This window comes from Micromonospora yangpuensis, assembly GCF_900091615.1.
GTDB classification, from domain to species: Bacteria; Actinomycetota; Actinomycetes; order Mycobacteriales; family Micromonosporaceae; genus Micromonospora; species Micromonospora yangpuensis.
In genome coordinates this window covers 4,284,795-4,301,114 of record NZ_FMIA01000002.1, presented here as the reverse complement: position 1 = coordinate 4,301,114, position 16,320 = coordinate 4,284,795, and the positions used below count along the sequence as shown (strand labels likewise).

The following is a 16,320-nucleotide window of genomic DNA, read 5'->3' as shown; positions in this document are numbered from 1 at the left end:
TAACTACTACACTCCGTACGCCGAACCGGCGGCGGGGAGCGAGAGGTGAGGGTCGATGGCTCGGCGGGAGACCGCGCTCCAGGCGGCACAGGGTCGGTTGATGGAACTCATCGGCAGCGAGTTCCAGGCCGGCGACAAGCTGCCCAACGAGCGTGAGCTGGCCGACCTGCTGGAGGTCAGCCGGGCCACCGTGCGCGAGGTTCTCGGGCAGCTCGCCGCCGAGGGCGTGGTCAAACGCACCTGGGGCATCGGCACCTTCGTCCACGAGCCGACCGGCCGGGTACCGGTGGCGATCGGCGACGTCACCGCCCTGCGGGACCGGATCACCGCCTCCGGCCACCGCCCCGCCCTGCAGGACGCCGCGGTGAGCCGGGTGAGCTGCCCGGGGGACTGCGCGGAGGTGCTCGGGTTGGCCCCCGGCGACCCGTGCTGGCGGGTCGACCGGCTCTTCGCCGTCGACGAGGTCCCGGCGGTGTGGATCCGCGACCACCTGCCGTTGCGCGTCGCCGACCGGGAACTCGACCCGTCCGGGCTGGTCAGCATCGACCTGGACATGTTCGAGTTCCTGGCCGGCGCGACCGGGATGCCGGTGCGCCGCGCCGAGATCGAGTTCGCCGCGGTGCTCGCCGACGACGAGCTGGTCGCCCGGCTCGGCGTCCCCGCCGGTCACCCGCTGATAAACGCCACCCAGATCGGGTACGGCAGCGGCGACCTGGCCCTGTTCCACGGTCACATCACGGTACGCACCGACATCCTGACCCTGCGAATCAGTCGGGGCGGCTGACCGGCGTACCCGGGTGACGCCCTTGGGCCGGGGCGACCGGTCGCGGGTCCGGCCCGGTGCGGCGCGGCTGTGCGAGCGGTGCCGGGCGTGACCCGTGGCCGCGCGACGGCGGGGGTCAGGTGCTGTGCCTGTCGATCTGGTCCTGCATCTGCCGGGCGAAGCCCTCGGCGGTGGCCAGTTGTTCGCGTAGCGCGCGCACCCTGGTCTGGGCGGCGGTCTGGAACGTCGCGAGCCGCTCGCGCAGCGCGGCCCGCTCGGTGTCCGGCGTCCTGCCGTCGGCGAGGCCGTCGAGGACGGTGAGCAGGTCACGCATCTCGTCGAGGGTGAACCCGAGCGGCTTCATGCGTTTGACGACGGCGAGGCGGGCGAGATCGGGTTCGGTGTAGAGGCGGAACCCGCCGTCGCTGCGGGACGAGGGCGGGACGAGGCCGACCTCCTCGTAGTGCCGGATGGTGCGGATGCTCAACCCGACGCGTTCGGCGACCTCGCCGATCTGCATGTGCCGTCCGGTCATTCGACCAGTCTGCCCGACCGGGATGCCGCGACCATCAGTGCCCGACCCTCAGGGTGCCGGCGAGGGTGCCGTGCATGGCGGCGCTGGGCTCGTTGAGACCGACGATGGTGACGGCCTTGCCCTTGGCGGCGTACTTGGTGGTGATGGCGTCCAGGGCCGCGACGGAGGACGCGTCCCAGATGTGCGCCCGCGACAGGTCGATGACGACGTCGTCGGGGTCGTTCGCGTAGTCGAACTGGTAGACGAGGTCGTTGCTGGAGGCGAAGAACAACTCGCCGTGCACCGAGTAGACGCGGGTGGCGCCGTCGGGGTCCAGCACGCTGGTGACCTCGGCCAGGTGCGCGACCCGACGGGCGAATACGACCATCGCGACCAGCACCCCGAGCACGACGCCGATGGCGAGGTTGTGGCTGGCCAGGGTCCCCGCGACGGTGGTCACCATGACGATGGTCTCGCCCCACGGCATCCGCTTCAGCGTGGCCGGCGCGACGCTGTGCCAGTCGAACGTCGCCACCGATACGATGATCATCACGGCGACCAGGGCGGCCATCGGGATCAGCGCCACCACGTCGCCCAGCGCCACGACGAGGACGAGCAGGAACACGCCAGCGAGGAACGTCGACAGGCGGGTCCGGGCACCTGACGCCTTCACGTTGATCATCGTCTGGCCGATCATCGCGCAGCCGCCCATGCCACCGAAGAAGCCGGTCACGATGTTCGCGACACCCTGGCCCCAGGACTCGCGGGTCTTGTTGGAGTGGGTGTCGGTGATGTCGTCGACGAGCTTGGCGGTCATCAGCGACTCAAGCAGCCCCACCAGGGCGATACCCAGCGCGTACGGGGCGACCAGCTGGAGGGTGGCCAGGGTGAACGGCACGTCGGGCAGCCCGAACACCGGAAGGCTGTCCGGCAGGGTTCCCTCGTCACCGACGTTCGGCACGGCGAGGTGCGCGACGACCGTGAACACCGTGAGCGCGACGATCGCCACCAGCGGTGCCGGGACGGCGGTGGTGACCCTCGGCAGGAACACCATGATGGCCACCGCGACGGCGACCATCGGGTAGACCAACCACGGCACCCCGACCAGATGCGGTACCTGCGCGGTGAAGATCAGGATGGCCAGGGCGTTGACGAAACCGACCATCACGCTGCGCGGGATGAACCGCATCAGCCTGGCGACCCCCAGGACGGCGAGCAGCACCTGGATCAGCCCGCCGAGAATGACCGCGGCGACCAGGTAGCCCAGGCCGTGCTCCTTGGCCAGCGGCGCGACGACCAGCGCGATCGCTCCGGTGGCCGCACTGATCATCGCGGGCCGACCGCCGCAGAAGGCGATCGTGACCGCCATGGTGAACGACGCGAACAGCCCCACCCGCGGGTCGACCCCCGCCAGGATCGAGAACGAGATCGCCTCCGGGATCAACGCCAGTGCCACGACGAGGCCGGCGAGCACCTCGACACGCAGCACCCGTGGTGACAGCCAGGACGGGCGGGAGGGGCGGCGGGCGGCCGACAGCAGCGCGGACATGCAGCTCATTTCCGTTCGAGGCGGACACCGTCACGGGCGTACGCGCTGGGGTGGCCCCACGGCTTGGAGCATCCTGAACCTACCCTTTCGTGAGAGTAGAGTTCTTCCCCGTCGGCGTGGGATGCATCACCGGCGATGTGGAAGGGGTACCCCGCTCTACCGAAAGCGTTAAGAAGGGGCCCTTCCTTACGCCTGGAGGGTTTTGGCGTAGGGGGCGGGGACGAAGTTGGGGCCGCCGGGGGTGAAGACGTCGGAGCGGGCGGCGGTGGCCCAGGCGGTCTCCGGGACCGCGGCGACCAGCGCCTGGACGACCGGGGCGTCGCGCCACTGGTCCTGCTCGGCGAGCAGCCCCAGGGCCACCACCGACTCCTCCACCTCGCCCACACACTCGAACGGCTTGTGGCCGTCCACGCCGAGCAGCTCCCGGTAGCCGGGCAGTTGGCTCTCGTCGGCCAGCAGGTCACCGCCGAAGATGCCGACCACCCGCTCGCGGGGCATGAACGGTGCCATGGCCAGGAAGACGAACCGGCACTTCGGGCAGTTCCGGCACCAGCGTTCGCTGGCGTCGCGCAGCTTGAACGCGGCGTTGCAGCTGGTCACCACCGCGTCGTACCGGTCGATGGCGGCGAAGAGCCGGGCGATGTGCAGCTCCGACAGCGAGCGCAGCAGCGAGAAGTACGGCTCGGTCAGCCCGGCGTGCCCGGCCAGCGCCGCCCGCAGCAGCCCCTCGGCCTCGACACCCTTGGACCACTGGTGGTTGATCTCGTGGCCGTTCCAGACCAGGTTCGGGTCCGACGCGGAGCGCTCGTTGGACATCACCACCGGGCCGAGCCCGTGCAGCACGGCGGTGGCCACCGCGATCAGCGAGTTGATCGCGGTGACCGGGATGTGGCCGTTGCGGGCCCCGGCCGCGTTCAGCTCGAACAGCACCGGGTCGATCCGCCGCCGGGCGGCCAGCGGGGTGAGCCCGGAGGCCTCGTTGACCGCCACGATCACGTGGTTCGGGTTGACCGAGAAGGGCACCGGGTCGAAGCCGGCCCGGCGCAGCGCCTCCAGGCTGACGATGGAGTCCTTGCCGCCGCCGACCGCACTCAGTGGCCGCAGCTCGGAGTTGTCGTAGACCCGGGCCGCCGGCACCTCACCCGGGGGTACCTCGGGGGTCAGCTCCAGCACGTGCGGCAGTTGGTTGCGGTAGGCGTACTCGGCCAGGCCCTTGGTGTAGACGGCGGTGACCAGCGCCACCGCGTCGGACCCCAGCGGCGCCGGCAGCACCAGCCGGGCCGGCGCGGCGGTCTTGTAGTAGCTCACCCCGGCGACCAGGTGCAGCAGGGCCAGCACCCGGTCCAGGGTGGCGACCGTGGCGTCCGACGGCGGCGCGTCCGGCAGCGGGAGCGTGATCACCTCGGTGAACCGCTGCTCGCCCGCCGGGCCGGTCAGAGCGTAGTCGAACAACGCCTCACCGGTGGCGAGATCGATCGAGTAGGACGGGAAGGTGAAGGCGTCCATCCGCCGGAGCTGATCGTTGGGCACACGCCATACTAGGCCCCTGGTCCGGCCCACCGTGCCGGGTGCGGGCCAACCGCCGCCCACCGTGGAGGAGATCACCTGTGCGCCTGTCTGACCTGCGCGGACGTACCGTCGCCGTCTGGGGGACCGGCCGGGAGGGCCGGGCCGCGGTGACCGCGGTCGCCGCCCACGCCCCGGCCGACCTGGTCGCCGTCGACGACAGCGCCAACTTCCTCGCGCTGCCCTGGGAGGGCGAGCTGGCCGAGGCCGCGCCGGTGGTCACCGGCGAGCAGGGGTACGCCCGGCTGGCCGCCGCCGACGTGGTGGTCCGCTCCCCGGGGGTGCCGCAGACCCACCCGTGGCTGCTCCGGCTGCGCCAGGAGGGTGCCACCGTGACCAGCGGCACCGCGCTCTGGATGGCCGAGCACGCCGACCGGACCATCGGGGTCACCGGCAGCAAGGGCAAGAGCACCACCGCCAGCCTGATCAGCCACCTGCTCACCGCGGTGGACCGGCCGAACGCCTTCGGTGGCAACATCGGGGTGCCGCTACTGGACCTGCCCGAGGCCGAGCGGTACGTGCTGGAACTCTCCAGCTACCAGTGCAGCGACCTGACCGACTCGCCCCGGGTCGCGGTGGTCACCTCGCTCTTCCCCGAGCACCTCGACGCGCACGGCGGGGAGCGGGAGTACTACCGGGACAAGCTGAACCTGATCGCGCACGGCCCCCGCACGGTCGTGGTCAACGGCAACGACCCCCGGCTCGCCGTGGAGTTGGGGGACCGGGCGGCGATCCGGGCCGGCACCCCGGGCAGCACCAACGTGGCCGGCGGTGCCGACGGGACGCCCTGGTTCCACCTCGGCGACCGGCCGCTCTTTCCCCGGGCGGTGCTGCCGCTGGTCGGCCGGCACAACGAGGGCAACCTCTGCGTCGCACTGGCCGTGCTCGACGCGCTCGGCGTGGACGTCGTCGCCGCCCGGGACACCCTGGCCGTGGCGGTCGCGGAGTTCCAGGGGCTGGCCCACCGGCTCACCGAGATCGTCGACGCCGAGGCCGGGCTGACCTTTGTCGACGACACCCTCGCCACCAGCCCGTACGCGGCCATGCACGCCATCGACGCGTACGACGGGCGGCCGTTGACGGTGATCGTCGGCGGCACCGACCGGGGGCTGGACTACACCGTGTTCCGGGACCACCTGGCCGAGCGGGAGATCACCGTGATCGGGGTGCCGGACAGCGGTCGGCGGATCGTCGAGGCGCTGGCCGGGTTGCCGAAGGTGCGTACCGAGGTGGTCGAGGACCTGGTGGATGCGGTCCGGCTGGCCCGGGAGGTGACCCCGACCGGCGGGGTGGTGCTGTTGTCGCCGGCCGCGCCCAGCTACGGCCGGTTCCGCAACTTCGAGCACCGCTCCGAGGTGTTCGCCCAGGCGGTCGCCGACACCCGGGGCTGAGCTGACGCCGCAGGTTGGGTAGTGCCTGGCAGCGGTCTTGCGGCAGCGCCGGCGACGGACCGGGTGGGGTCCCAGGATGCCTGTCCGGCAGGCATCGGAGACGGGGCGGGTTGCCCCGCTGTCGCCGTGGCAGGACCGGGCGCCGGCAGTTCCCCGCCCCGTCGGGGCACCAGTACCTGGTCGTAGAACCTGCGGTTTTCACATCCCGGGGGCAGGAAGTGCTCCTCTCCAGTCCGGGTGTTCCGGGACCTTTCGTTGACCGGGAACAGGCGTCCTAGGTGACGGTCGGCGAGTAGGGCCTCGACGATCTCTTTGTCGTCGTTCTGAACTCGCATCGGGATTCCCTTCCGAAGTCATCTGTAAACGTCTTATTTGACATAATGGTCTTGGTAGAGATGGGATTTTCCGTTGTTGTCGATCTCTCCGTTTGCTCGGAGTCGGTGGTATTCGGGCACCCACTGCGAGTTGTCGCCCCGTTCGGGCTTTGTCGACGCCGGCTGCTGCCGTGGGTTGAGTTCGCGTTCCGGCGTGGCCGGCCGGGCGTTCAGCGTCGGATTCCCCATCACCTCCACATAACTTGAGTTGATGTCGTCAACTTGTTCGGGGGTGAATTCCCACGGGTTCGTCATCTTGCCTCCACGGTGGACGTCGTCGTCCCCACGGGCGCCGAGGGCGTCCGGTTCACCTGAGTGACGGACGACGCAAGGTGAGGAGCCGGAGCAGTCCGGCCCCGGCCAGGGTGCGTTGGTTGACGGGAGTTCGCCAGGCCGTCCTCGTCGTCCGAGGCACCTCGCCGAAGCCCTGCGGGTGAACCGTGGGTGGTTCGTGGTCGTCATGGTGGGGAGGTCGACGTGAAGGAGGAGCCGTGACGGACCCGTCCAAGGATCCCGCCGGGCGATCGGGGATCGTGTGTGACGAGATTGATTGCAGCTTGACCGATGGTTTGGGGGGCTCTGCTCTTCAGGAGTACGGCGACGGGGCTGGTGGTTGGGATCATGCTGCTGGTGTCGGTGGATCGTCTTTCGGTGGCGACGAAAATTCCTACTGGGAGGCGATGTTTGGGCCGTTGGCCGAGTTCGACGGGAGTGCCGATGCTGACCTTTTTGATGGGCCTGACGGTGTGGTCGTGCCCGGGTCGTCGCAGTCAGCCGATGCTGATGTGATGGTGCTGACCCAGGAGCAGGGATCCGCCAGCCACGCTCCGGCAGTCGATAAACCACGAAAGAGGACCCGGCGTTCCGGTGCCGATTGGGCCGTGTTGCACGAGGCGTACTTCCGACGGTGTGGGGGCGAGGTGCCATCAGTCCGGCCGCAGCAGAGCGCCGATGACCTCGCTAGTGACCGTCGTCTCCGGAACCTCCGGGCGGCCGTGGCTCGGGTGACGCCCGAGGAGGTGGTGTTCTTCAGGTCCCGTGGTGCCTGGTTGGAGCGGTTCCTTCCGCCGGGTGGGGTGAACCGGGCGATTTTCGACAAGGGTTTCGAGGGAGTCACCAGCCGCAGAATGCTGCGTTCGGGGGCCGAGTGGGTGGTGTTGCACGAGGCGTACTTCCGGCGGTGTGCGGGCGAGGTGCCATCAGTCCGGCCGCAGCAGAGCGCCGATGACCTCGCTAGCGACCATCGTCTCCGGAACCTCTGGGCGGGTGGGGTTCGGGTGACGCCCGAGGAGGTGGTGTTCTTCAGGTCCCGTGGTGCCTGGTTGGAGCGGTTCCTTCCGCCGGGCGGGATGAACCGGGCGATTTTCGACGAGGGTCTGGGGGGTCGTGTCGGTGGTTCCTCTGTTGCTTCTCCTGCCGTTGCTTTCTTGGCCTCGCTGTCGTCACCGGGAGGTCAGCATGTGTCGTCTGGTTCTTCGGCGCACTCGTCGCTGACTTATTCGGCACCCCACCTGGGGCAGCGGCAGCCCGCACCGTCGCCCCGACCCGGGCCCTGATCACGGACCGCGGCGTCGGGTGGAGTCGAATCCCAGTTCGGGTTTCACTGGTACGCGTTCGCCGAGGGCGTCCGGTTCACCTCGGTGACGGACGAATCCAGGTGAGGAGGCGGAGCAGGCCGGCCCCGGCCAGGTACGTCACCAGGGCGGCGACGGGCAGCCCCAGCGGCTCGGGGGCGGCCTTCGGGGTCTGGCTGTTGACCACCAGGGCGGCCACGACAGCGGCGTAGCCGGCGACGATCAGCACGCCGCGTACCGGGGAGGTGGGCTCGGCGGTGGTGCGGTCCCGGCGTACGGTGCGGGCCTCGACCCGGCCGAAGGCCGCCACCAGGACGGCCAGCACGGCGGCGAGCATCAGCAGCCACGGCACCCGCCAGGCGTACCAGGCCGCCGACCCGGCCTGCGGGGTGGGCAACAGGCCCACCGCGTCCAGCGCGCCGACCAGCAGGAGTACGGCGGTCAGGTGCCAGAGGAATACCGTCAGCACCACCGAGTTCACCGCGATCACCGCCTGCCAGGGGCGACGCCGGTGCAACCACCGTTCCACCGGGTCCCGCAGCAGCAGGATCAGGCCGAGTTGGGCGGCGAAGAGGGTGAGCAGGGCCAGGCTGGGCGGGGAGGCGTTGTCCAGCCGTTGACCGGGCACGTTGAGCATGCTCACCGGGTACGGCCCGGGGCCGGTGAGCAGGACCGTCGCGGCCAGCCCACCGACGAGCAGTCCCAGGGCGGCCGGGCGGCCGGTGGGCAGCCGTCGGCATCGGGCGCCGGCGTCGCCGGCGCGGTCCTCGCCCGGTCGGCGGGCGGCGTCGGCCCGTTGGCGGGCGTCGTACCAGGCGAAACCGAGCTGGTGTACGGCCAGCCAGCCGAACGCGTAGCCGCCGAGGCCGAGCCGTTCGTGCCCGGCGAGCCGGGCCAGGTCACCGGCGGCGACCAGCAGCACCAGGAGCAGGGGAACGGCGAGCCCGAGGCGGCGGTGCAGCGCGTACATCGGTGGGGTGAGCGGGACGACGGCCAGGTAGGCGGCGAGGAACCACAGCGGAATGGTGGCGAACCAGACCACCGTCCGGACCCGGGTCGCCTCCGCGCCGACCAGCGCCGATCCGGCCGCGCCGACGGCCAGCACCACCAGCAGCACGGTGGTCGGGCGGACCAGCCGGACGCTGCGGTCCAGCAGCCAGCCGGCCCCGTCGCCGCCCCGCGCCCGGAACGAGTGCAGGCTGGCGGCGTTGGCGTACCCGCCGACCAGGAAGAAGACCGGCATGACCTGGGCCAGCCAGGTGAGCGGGTACGCCCAGGGCAGCTCGGCCAGCGCGGAGTGCCCGTCCGGTGCGCCGGTGGCGTCGTAGCCGATGACGGTGACCGTCCAGTGGCCCAGGACCACCATGACGATGGCCAGCGCCCGCAGCAGGTCCAGGTAGCGCTCGCGCTCCGGCGGCGTACGGTCGGCGAGCTGTCGCAGGCGACCCATGCCCCTCAGGCTAGGCCAGCGGGGCCGGGTCGGGGCCGGACGCGGCGGATCGGCGGGGCGGCTGCTCGACCGGGGTCCGTGCAGGTAGGAGGGTGTTTCCCGGGTCAGCGGCCGGAGGGCCGTCCAGGTAACAGTTTGAAAACTTCATCCATGGTCTTGACAGGAAGGGTCGGTTAGTAAGAACTTTTACCACTAACAGTTAACACTCTTTCCCGAAGAAGGGCGATCGATGGCCGACCCCGAGGTGGACACCCCCGCGGCGACCGCGGTGGTCGAGGCCGCGTCGACCGACCGACGACTCGCCCCCGCCATCATTAACGACAGCGTGCTGGCCCGGGTCCGCTCCGGAGTGGACGAACTGACCGGGGCGCTGCGGCGGGTCGCCGACCACGTGCTCAGCGATCCCGAGGCCGCCGCCCGGTCGACGATCGTGGAGCTGGCCGAGCGCAGCGGCACCTCCCCGGCCACCATCACCCGGTTCTGCCGGGCGATGGGCTTCGACGGCTACGCCGACCTGCGGTTGGGCATCGCCGCCGAGACCGGCCGGGCCCGGTCGGCGGGCTGGACCGTCGACATCGGCCGGGAGATCCTGCCCGGCGATCCGCTGGACCGGGTGCTCGGTCAGCTGATGGCCGCCGACACCCGGGCCATGCACGACACCGCCGCCCTGCTCGACCTGGCCGAGGTGGAGCGCGCGGCGGTGGCGCTGGCCGGCGCGGGCCGGGTCACCATCGTCGGGGCCGGCGGCAGCGCCCTGGTCGGCCAGGAGATGCAGCTCAGCCTGCACCGCATCGGGGTGGCCGCGTGGGCGTGGAACGACGTGCACGACGGGCTGGCCAGCGCGGCCCTGCTCGGTGAGGGCGACGTGGCGCTCGGCATCTCCTACACCGGGCAGACCCGGGAGACCGTCGAGATGCTCGCCGAGGCGGGCAGCCGGGGCGCCACCACCGTGGCGCTCACCGGGTTTCCCCGCTCCGCCCTGGCTGAGCTGGCCGACGTGGTGCTGCTCACCGCCAGCCAGTCCACCAGCTTCCGCCCCGACGCGTTGTCGGCCCGGCATCCCCAACTGGTCGTCCTGGACCTGCTCTACATCGCCGTGGCCCAGCGCACCCACGACCGGGCCCACGCGGCCTTCCGGCGGACCGCCCAGGCCGTCGGCGGACACAAGGCCACCACCGCAACCAGCGCCTGATCCCACCACACAAGGAGAGAAGACGATGCCGGAATTCCCCGAGAACGTGGCCGACCTCAACCGTCGTACGCTGCTGCGCCGGGCCGCCGCCGTGGGCCTGCTGGTGACCCCGGCGGCCGGGTTGCTCAGCGCCTGCGCGGGCAGCGAGCCCGACCGCCCCGCCGAGAACGAGGGCGCGAAGAACAAGGACAACCCGTTCGGGGTCGCCGACGGCAGCGCGGTCAAGGTGGTCATCTTCAACGGTGGCCTCGGTGACCAGTGGGCCAAGGAGGACCAGGCGATCTTCGCCGCCAAGCACGCCGGCGTGACGGTCAACCTCAGCTCCACCCAGAAGATCAAGACCGAAGAGCAGCCGAAGATGGCCACCCAGCCCAGTGACCTGGTGATGAACTCGGGTGCCGACATCATGGACGTCAGCACCCTGGTCAACGAGGGCGCCATCGAGCCGCTCGACGACCTGCTCGACGCCCCGGCCTGGGACGGCGAGGGCACCGTCGGCGACTCGCTGCTGCCGGGCACCCGCGAGGACGGCACCTTCCAGGGCAAGTTCTACGTGGTCAACGTGGCCTTCACGGTCTGGGGAAACTGGTACAACAGCGCCCTGTTCGAGCGGGAGGGCTGGACCCCGCCGACCACCTTCGACGAGTTCTTCACCCTCGCCCCGAAGATCAAGGCCAAGGGCATCGCCCCGTACGTCCACGACGCGGTGCACGGCTACTACCCGCGCTGGGCGCTGATGGCCACCATCTGGAAGTCCGCCGGCAAGCAGGCCGTGTACGACATCGACAACCTGAAGGAGAACGCCTGGCGGGCCGAGGGGATCCTGCCCGCCCTTGAGGCCTGGGAGAAGCTGGTCAAGGACAAGTTGCTGCTGCCGGGCAACCTCAACCACACCCAGTCCCAGCAGGCCTGGCTGGACGGCAAGGCCGCCTTCATCCAGGTAGGCACCTGGCTGAAGAACGAGATGGCCGCCACCATCCCGCCGGGCTTCGAGATGAAGCTGTCGGACTACTGGGGACTGGGTGCCTCCGACAAGGCCCCGAAGGACGTCTTCGCCGGTGCCGGCGAGGGCCTGGTGGTGCCGAGCAAGGCCCCGAACAAGGCGGCGGCCAAGGAGTTCCTGCGGGCGGTTCTGTCCAAGTCCGGTTCGGCGAAGTTCGCCGAGCTGACCAAGTCGCTGGCCTCCACCAAGGGCTCCGGTGACGCGGTCCAGGACACCGCGCTGGCCAGCGCCAACGAGCTGATGAGCAAGGCCCCGGCCGACCTGATCAAGACCAAGTTCTGGGACTTCTACGCCGACCTGGACAAGGAGAGCCAGAACCTCTCCGCCGAGCTGATGGCCGGGCGGCTCACCGCCGCCGGGTTCGTCGACCGGATGCAGAAGGCGGCCGACAAGGTCGCCAAGGACGCGTCGATCACCAAGCAGACCCGGTCCTGAGCACGGCGTACCCGGCGAACAGTTCGAGAGAGTAGGTTCCATGCGGCACGGTGTCGGGCGGTTCGTGACGGGCTTTCTCTTCCTGCCCGTCGCGCTCTACCTGCTGTACGTGGTGTGGCCGTTCGCGCAGGCGGCCGGCTACTCGCTCACCAACTGGGGCGGGTACTCCGACCGGCAGGACTTCGTCGGGCTGGACAACTACGTCCGGCTGTTCTCCGACGAGCTGATCCGCAAGGCGTTCTGGCACAACGTCTTCTTCCTGGTCACCGTGCCGCTGTTCACCATCGCGCTGGCCCTGTTCCTCGCCTTCCTGCTCAACGTGGGCGGGCGGGAGGACAGGGCCGGCGTACGGGGGGTGTTCGGCTCCGGTTTCTACCGGGTGGTGTTCTTCTTTCCGCAGGTGCTGTCGCTCGTGGTGATCGCGGTGATGTGGCAGCAGATCTACCGGGGCGACGGGCAGGGCCTGATCAACGGCCTGCTGATGAAGATCGGGCTGGTCGACGAGGCCGACCCGATCGCCTTCACCGCCGACCCGGTGCCCTTCCTCGGCGTACCGGCGGTGCTCTGGTGGTTGCTGCTGATCGCGGTCTGGAGCGGGGCCGGGTTCTACATGGTGCTCTTCTCGGCGGCGATGCAGTCGATCCCGAAGGACATCTACGAGGCGGCCCTGCTCGACGGCGCCGGCCGGCTGCACACCTTCTTCCGGATCACCCTGCCCCTGCTGCGCGACACCGTCTCGGTCGCCTGGGTGTACCTGGGTTTCATCGCGTTGGACATGTACGCCCTGGTCTTCGTGATGACACCCAGCCAGGGCGGGCCGGACCACGCCAGCGAGATCTTCGCCTCGGTGCTCAACTTCACCGCGTTCCAGAAGGGCCAGTTCGGCTACGCCTGCGCGATGGGTGTGGCGCTGGCGCTGTTCACCATCCTGCTGGCCGCGCTCCAGCTCCGGATCACCCGCCGTGAGCGGATCGAGTACTAGAAGGAGAACGGTCTGATGAGCACGATCACCCGGGCGGCCGAGCCGGCCCACCCCGACGGGGGTTCCCCGGCGCGCCCGGCGGCGGGGAAACCGACCGGCGACACCCTCGGCGGGCGGGTCTTCAACGGCTTCTCGCACGTCTTCCTGGTGGTCTGGGCGGTGATGGTGATCTACCCACTGCTGTGGGTGGTGATGTCGGCGTTCAAGTCCGACGCCGAGGTGATCCGCAAGCCGCTGTCGCTGATCCCGGAGAAGCTCAACTGGGACAACTTCTCCCGGGCCTGGTTCGACGGACACCTCGGCTCGTTCTTCGGTAACACCCTGCTGGTGCTGGTCGGCAGCGTCGGACTGACCATGCTGCTCGGCTCGATGGCCGCCTACGTGCTGGCCCGCTACGAGTTCCCCGGCAACCGGGCGATCTACTACCTGTTCCTGTCCGGGCTGACCCTGCCGATCTACCTGGCGGCGGTGCCGCTGTTCAAGGGCGTCTACAACATGGGGATCGTCTTCCCGCTGCTCGGCCCGAACAGCCACCTGATGCTGATCCTGGTCTACGTCGCCTGGTCGCTGTCGTTCACCGTCTTCTTCATGCACTCGTTCTTCCGGACCCTGCCGACCGCGGTCGCCGAGGCGGCACTGGTGGACGGGGCCTCGCACAGCCGGCTCTTCTTCAGCGTGATGCTCCCGATGGCCCGACCCGGCCTGATCAGCATCGGCATCTTCAACGTGCTCGGCCAGTGGAACCAGTGGTACCTGCCGACCCTGCTGATGCAGTCGGTCGCCGGGGAGCCGAAGAACCAGGTGATCGCCCAGGGGCTGATCGAACTCTCGGTCAACCAGGGCTACCGGTCGGACTGGAGCGGGCTCTTCGCCGGGGTGACCATGGCGATGCTCCCGGTGCTCGTGGTCTACCTGGTCTTCCAGCGCCAGGTCCAGTCCGGCCTCACCGCCGGCGTCGGCAAGTAGCGGTAAGGAAGGGCCCCCTCCAAACGCATGCGGTATAGCGGGGTTCCCCTCTCACCGGCTCGGCCGGCGGTGGTGCGCCGCCGGGAGCGGGCGGCGGGGCGGGAGCGGGGAGGCGCCGGCGCGGGGTGTCGTACCGGGCGGGCAGAATCAGGTTCGTGCTGGTGGCGGTGGTGGCCGACGGGCGGGGCGGCGGGATGCTGCAACCGCTCGATCCGGGCGGCCACCCCACCGGGCCGGTCGAGCAGGTCACCGACCTGGTGGCCGCCGTGGCCGCCCGGGAGACCACCGATCGACCCCGGTGGCTGTGGACGTCGACCGCGTCGGCGTACCCGGCGTTGTTGCGTGGCGGGGCGCGGGTCGAGCGGTGCCACGACCTGGAGCTGACCGAGGCGCTGCTGCTCGGCCACGCCGGCCGGTGGGGCGAGCCCCGGTCGGTCGCGGCGGCGCTGGCCCGGCAGACCGGCGGGCCGGTCCCGCCCGACCCGCCGCCGCGCCCGGTCGAGCCGCCGGGCCAGGCCCAGGGCACGCTCTTCGACGCCCGGCCCGGCCCGCCGCCGGCCGACCTCACCGATCTGAGCAGGGTGTACGCCGACCAGCTGACCCGGATCGGGCGCACCGGGCACCCGCACCGGTTCCGGTTGCTGGTGGCCGCCGAGTCGGCCGGCGCGCTGGTCGCGGTGGAGATGGGGGCCACCGGGCTGCCCTGGCGGGTGGAGACGCACGACGAGATCCTGGCCGAGCTGCTCGGTGAGCCGTCGGCGACCGGTGGGCAGCCCCGCCGGCTGGCCGAGCTGCAGGCCCGGATCGCCGCCGCGTTCGGCCTGCGGCAGCTGCACGTCGAATCACCGGCCGAGTTGCTGCGCGCCTTCGCCCGGGCCGGTTTCGAGCTGCCCAGCACCAGGGCCTGGGTGTTGCGCGCGGTGGACCATCCGGCGGTGCCGCTGGTGCTTACCTACAAGGAGCTGTACCGGATCTGGACGGCCCACGGGTGGGCGTGGCGGCAGGCCTGGGTCTCCGGTGGCCGGTTCCGCCCGGAGTACGTACCCGCCGGGGTGGTCTCCGGACGGTGGGCCACCCGGGGCGGTGGCGCGCTGCAGATTCCCAAGGTGATCCGGCGGGCGGTGGTCGCCGACCCCGGGTGGCGGCTGGTGGTCGCCGACGCGGGTCAGGTGGAGCCGAGGGTGCTCGCGGCGGTCTCCGGTGACGCCCGGCTGGCCGCAGCCGGCGGGGCGGGCGACCTGTACGCGGCACTGGCCCGGGAGTCCTTCGCCGGTGACCGGGGCCGCGCCAAGGTCGCCCTGCTCGGCGCGATGTACGGGCAGACCGGTGGCGAGGCGGCACCGGCGTTGGCGGTGCTGCGCCGGCACTACCCGACCGCGTTCGCCCACCTGGAGACGGCGGCCCGGACCGGTGAGGCCGGTGGTCTGGTCCGGTCCTGGCTGGGCCGGACCTGCCCGCCGGGGTCGGCCGGGTTCGCCGGGTTGGACGGGGTGGGCCAGGCCGACCCGGAGCCGGTCGACCCGCGGTCGGACCGGGCCCGCGCGGCCCGGTCCCGGGGCCGCTTCACCCGCAACTTCGTCGTCCAGGCCACCGCCGCGGAGTGGGCCTCGACCCTGCTGGCCACGCTGCGCGCCGCACTGGCCGGCACCGACGCGGAGCTGGTCTTCTTCCAGCACGACGAGGTGGTGGTGCACTGTCCGGCCGGGCTGGCCGATCGGGTGGCCGAGGCGGTCACCGGCAGCGGGGAACGGGCCACCGCACTGCTCTTCGGCGACACCCCGGTCCGCTTTCCGCTGGATCTGAGCATCGTGGACTGCTACGCCGACGCCAGCTGAGTTATGCGCAGAATATCCGTTTCGCCCCGACACTCCGGGGTGGCGGTGTTCGTTGCACCCGGTGTGCGGATCGCAGGAATGATCATCGCCGCCGGTGGCGGTCGTCGCATCGGCGGCCCCGAGGCTCTTCTGCACCAGGGGGAGAAGCCACTGGTGCGCCGAATGATCGACACCTTGGCCGAAGCGGGTTGCGCGCAGGTCGTGGTGGTGCTCGGGGCCTCGGCCGACCAGGTGCGCGAGACGGCGGACCTGACCGGGGCCACCGTCGTGGTCAACCGGGCCTGGGGCACCGGCGTCGGCTCGTCCATCCGGGCCGGCCTGGCCACGCTGGCCGACGACGGTATCGAGGCGGTCGTGGTGGTGCCGGTGGACATGCCGGGGCTCACCGTCGCCGCGGTCCGCCGGGTCGCCGCGCTGCCGTACCCGGATGTGCTGGTCTGCGCGACCTACGACGGGTTGCGCGGCTACCCGATGCTGTTCGGACGCCGGCACTGGCCGGGGATCGCCACGCTGGCCAGCGCCGACGTCGGGGCCCGGCCGTACCTGCTGGCGCACAAGGACCAGATCGTCGACATCGCCTGCGACACGGTGGCCGACGGCAGCCGAGTGGACACCCCCGAGCTGATGGCCCTCTACGGCCTCACCATCCCACCCCAACGCATCGGCGCCTGAGCCCCCCGCCCGGTTGACCATGAGGTTGCTGCCGCGAAATGCCAGGTCTGTCGG

At 70.8% G+C, this 16,320-nt stretch carries 13 protein-coding genes; 8 read left to right on the top strand and 5 right to left on the bottom strand.

Annotated elements, in window-relative coordinates; translation table 11 throughout:
* The first annotated feature begins 55 nt into the window (after window positions 1–55).
* Window positions 56–784 carry a GntR family transcriptional regulator gene (locus GA0070617_RS19390; protein ID WP_091440335.1) on the top strand — a complete coding sequence of 243 codons (729 nt, stop codon included), beginning with the start codon at window positions 56–58 and terminating at the stop codon, window positions 782–784.
* Between the two features lie 115 nt (window positions 785–899).
* Here GA0070617_RS19390 and GA0070617_RS19385 read toward each other — a convergent pair whose 3' ends face one another.
* From GA0070617_RS19385 to GA0070617_RS19375, 3 genes are all read right to left on the bottom strand, one after another.
* The gene (locus tag GA0070617_RS19385) at window positions 900–1,298 is read right to left on the bottom strand and encodes a MerR family transcriptional regulator (RefSeq protein ID WP_229688193.1); all 399 of its coding nucleotides are present in this window, start codon (window positions 1,296–1,298) and stop codon (window positions 900–902) included.
* A 34-nt stretch (window positions 1,299–1,332) separates the two neighbouring features.
* Window positions 1,333–2,826, bottom strand: a complete 1,494-nt coding sequence (locus GA0070617_RS19380) for a SulP family inorganic anion transporter (RefSeq protein WP_091440333.1) — start codon at window positions 2,824–2,826, stop codon at window positions 1,333–1,335.
* Between the two features lie 186 nt (window positions 2,827–3,012).
* The gene (locus GA0070617_RS19375) at window positions 3,013–4,356 is read right to left on the bottom strand and encodes a MurL-like N-terminal domain-containing (RefSeq protein WP_091440329.1); all 1,344 of its coding nucleotides are present in this window, start codon (window positions 4,354–4,356) and stop codon (window positions 3,013–3,015) included.
* Between the two features lie 77 nt (window positions 4,357–4,433).
* Between GA0070617_RS19375 and murD the strand changes: the two genes are divergently transcribed.
* Window positions 4,434–5,783 (top strand): UDP-N-acetylmuramoyl-L-alanine--D-glutamate ligase, encoded by a 1,350-nt coding sequence (gene murD, locus GA0070617_RS19370; protein ID WP_091440326.1) that lies wholly within the window; start codon window positions 4,434–4,436, stop codon window positions 5,781–5,783.
* Between the two features lie 368 nt (window positions 5,784–6,151).
* Here the strand turns inward: murD and GA0070617_RS29995 are convergent, their stop codons facing one another.
* A complete protein-coding gene (locus tag GA0070617_RS29995) occupies window positions 6,152–6,412 on the bottom strand; it encodes a hypothetical protein (protein ID WP_139135719.1) in 261 nt (86 codons plus the stop codon).
* 1,377 nt (window positions 6,413–7,789) lie between these two features.
* The gene (locus GA0070617_RS19365) at window positions 7,790–9,181 is read right to left on the bottom strand and encodes an acyltransferase family protein (protein ID WP_091440322.1); all 1,392 of its coding nucleotides are present in this window, start codon (window positions 9,179–9,181) and stop codon (window positions 7,790–7,792) included.
* A gap of 229 nt (window positions 9,182–9,410) precedes the next feature.
* Here GA0070617_RS19365 and GA0070617_RS19360 point away from each other — a divergent pair, with 229 nt between their 5' ends.
* The 6 genes from GA0070617_RS19360 (at window position 9,411) to GA0070617_RS19335 (ending at window position 16,266) form a co-directional block, all read left to right on the top strand.
* The gene (locus GA0070617_RS19360) at window positions 9,411–10,373 is read left to right on the top strand and encodes a MurR/RpiR family transcriptional regulator (RefSeq protein WP_091440319.1); all 963 of its coding nucleotides are present in this window, start codon (window positions 9,411–9,413) and stop codon (window positions 10,371–10,373) included.
* Between the two features lie 25 nt (window positions 10,374–10,398).
* On the top strand, window positions 10,399–11,811 hold the full coding sequence (gene ngcE / locus GA0070617_RS19355; RefSeq protein WP_091440317.1) for an N-acetylglucosamine/diacetylchitobiose ABC transporter substrate-binding protein: 1,413 nt from the start codon (window positions 10,399–10,401) through the stop codon (window positions 11,809–11,811).
* Between the two features lie 40 nt (window positions 11,812–11,851).
* Window positions 11,852–12,793: a carbohydrate ABC transporter permease gene (locus GA0070617_RS19350; protein WP_091440313.1), complete on the top strand. Its 942-nt coding sequence runs from the start codon at window positions 11,852–11,854 to the stop codon at window positions 12,791–12,793.
* A 15-nt stretch (window positions 12,794–12,808) separates the two neighbouring features.
* Window positions 12,809–13,759, top strand: coding sequence for a carbohydrate ABC transporter permease (locus tag GA0070617_RS19345; RefSeq protein WP_091440308.1), 951 nt, complete (start codon window positions 12,809–12,811; stop codon window positions 13,757–13,759).
* A 125-nt stretch (window positions 13,760–13,884) separates the two neighbouring features.
* The gene (locus tag GA0070617_RS19340; RefSeq protein ID WP_175440590.1) at window positions 13,885–15,594 is read left to right on the top strand and encodes a bifunctional 3'-5' exonuclease/DNA polymerase; all 1,710 of its coding nucleotides are present in this window, start codon (window positions 13,885–13,887) and stop codon (window positions 15,592–15,594) included.
* A gap of 78 nt (window positions 15,595–15,672) precedes the next feature.
* On the top strand, window positions 15,673–16,266 hold the full coding sequence (locus GA0070617_RS19335) for a nucleotidyltransferase family protein (protein WP_091440304.1): 594 nt from the start codon (window positions 15,673–15,675) through the stop codon (window positions 16,264–16,266).
* Window positions 16,267–16,320 lie beyond the last annotated feature (54 nt).

What these genes read in the sequence shown, in the direction of transcription:
- GA0070617_RS19345 (WP_091440308.1), top strand. Translation starts at nt 12,809, where the DNA reads ATGAGCACGATCACCCGGGCGGCCGAGCCGGCCCACCCCGACGGGGGT.
- GA0070617_RS19380 (WP_091440333.1), bottom strand. Translation starts at nt 2,826, where the DNA reads ATGTCCGCGCTGCTGTCGGCCGCCCGCCGCCCCTCCCGCCCGTCCTGG.
- GA0070617_RS19365 (WP_091440322.1), bottom strand. Translation starts at nt 9,181, where the DNA reads ATGGGTCGCCTGCGACAGCTCGCCGACCGTACGCCGCCGGAGCGCGAG.
- GA0070617_RS29995 (WP_139135719.1), bottom strand. Translation starts at nt 6,412, where the DNA reads ATGACGAACCCGTGGGAATTCACCCCCGAACAAGTTGACGACATCAAC.
- GA0070617_RS19360 (WP_091440319.1), top strand. Translation starts at nt 9,411, where the DNA reads ATGGCCGACCCCGAGGTGGACACCCCCGCGGCGACCGCGGTGGTCGAG.
- GA0070617_RS19390 (WP_091440335.1), top strand. Translation starts at nt 56, where the DNA reads ATGGCTCGGCGGGAGACCGCGCTCCAGGCGGCACAGGGTCGGTTGATG.
- GA0070617_RS19335 (WP_091440304.1), top strand. Translation starts at nt 15,673, where the DNA reads ATGATCATCGCCGCCGGTGGCGGTCGTCGCATCGGCGGCCCCGAGGCT.
- GA0070617_RS19385 (WP_229688193.1), bottom strand. Translation starts at nt 1,298, where the DNA reads ATGACCGGACGGCACATGCAGATCGGCGAGGTCGCCGAACGCGTCGGG.
- ngcE (WP_091440317.1), top strand. Translation starts at nt 10,399, where the DNA reads ATGCCGGAATTCCCCGAGAACGTGGCCGACCTCAACCGTCGTACGCTG.
- GA0070617_RS19350 (WP_091440313.1), top strand. Translation starts at nt 11,852, where the DNA reads ATGCGGCACGGTGTCGGGCGGTTCGTGACGGGCTTTCTCTTCCTGCCC.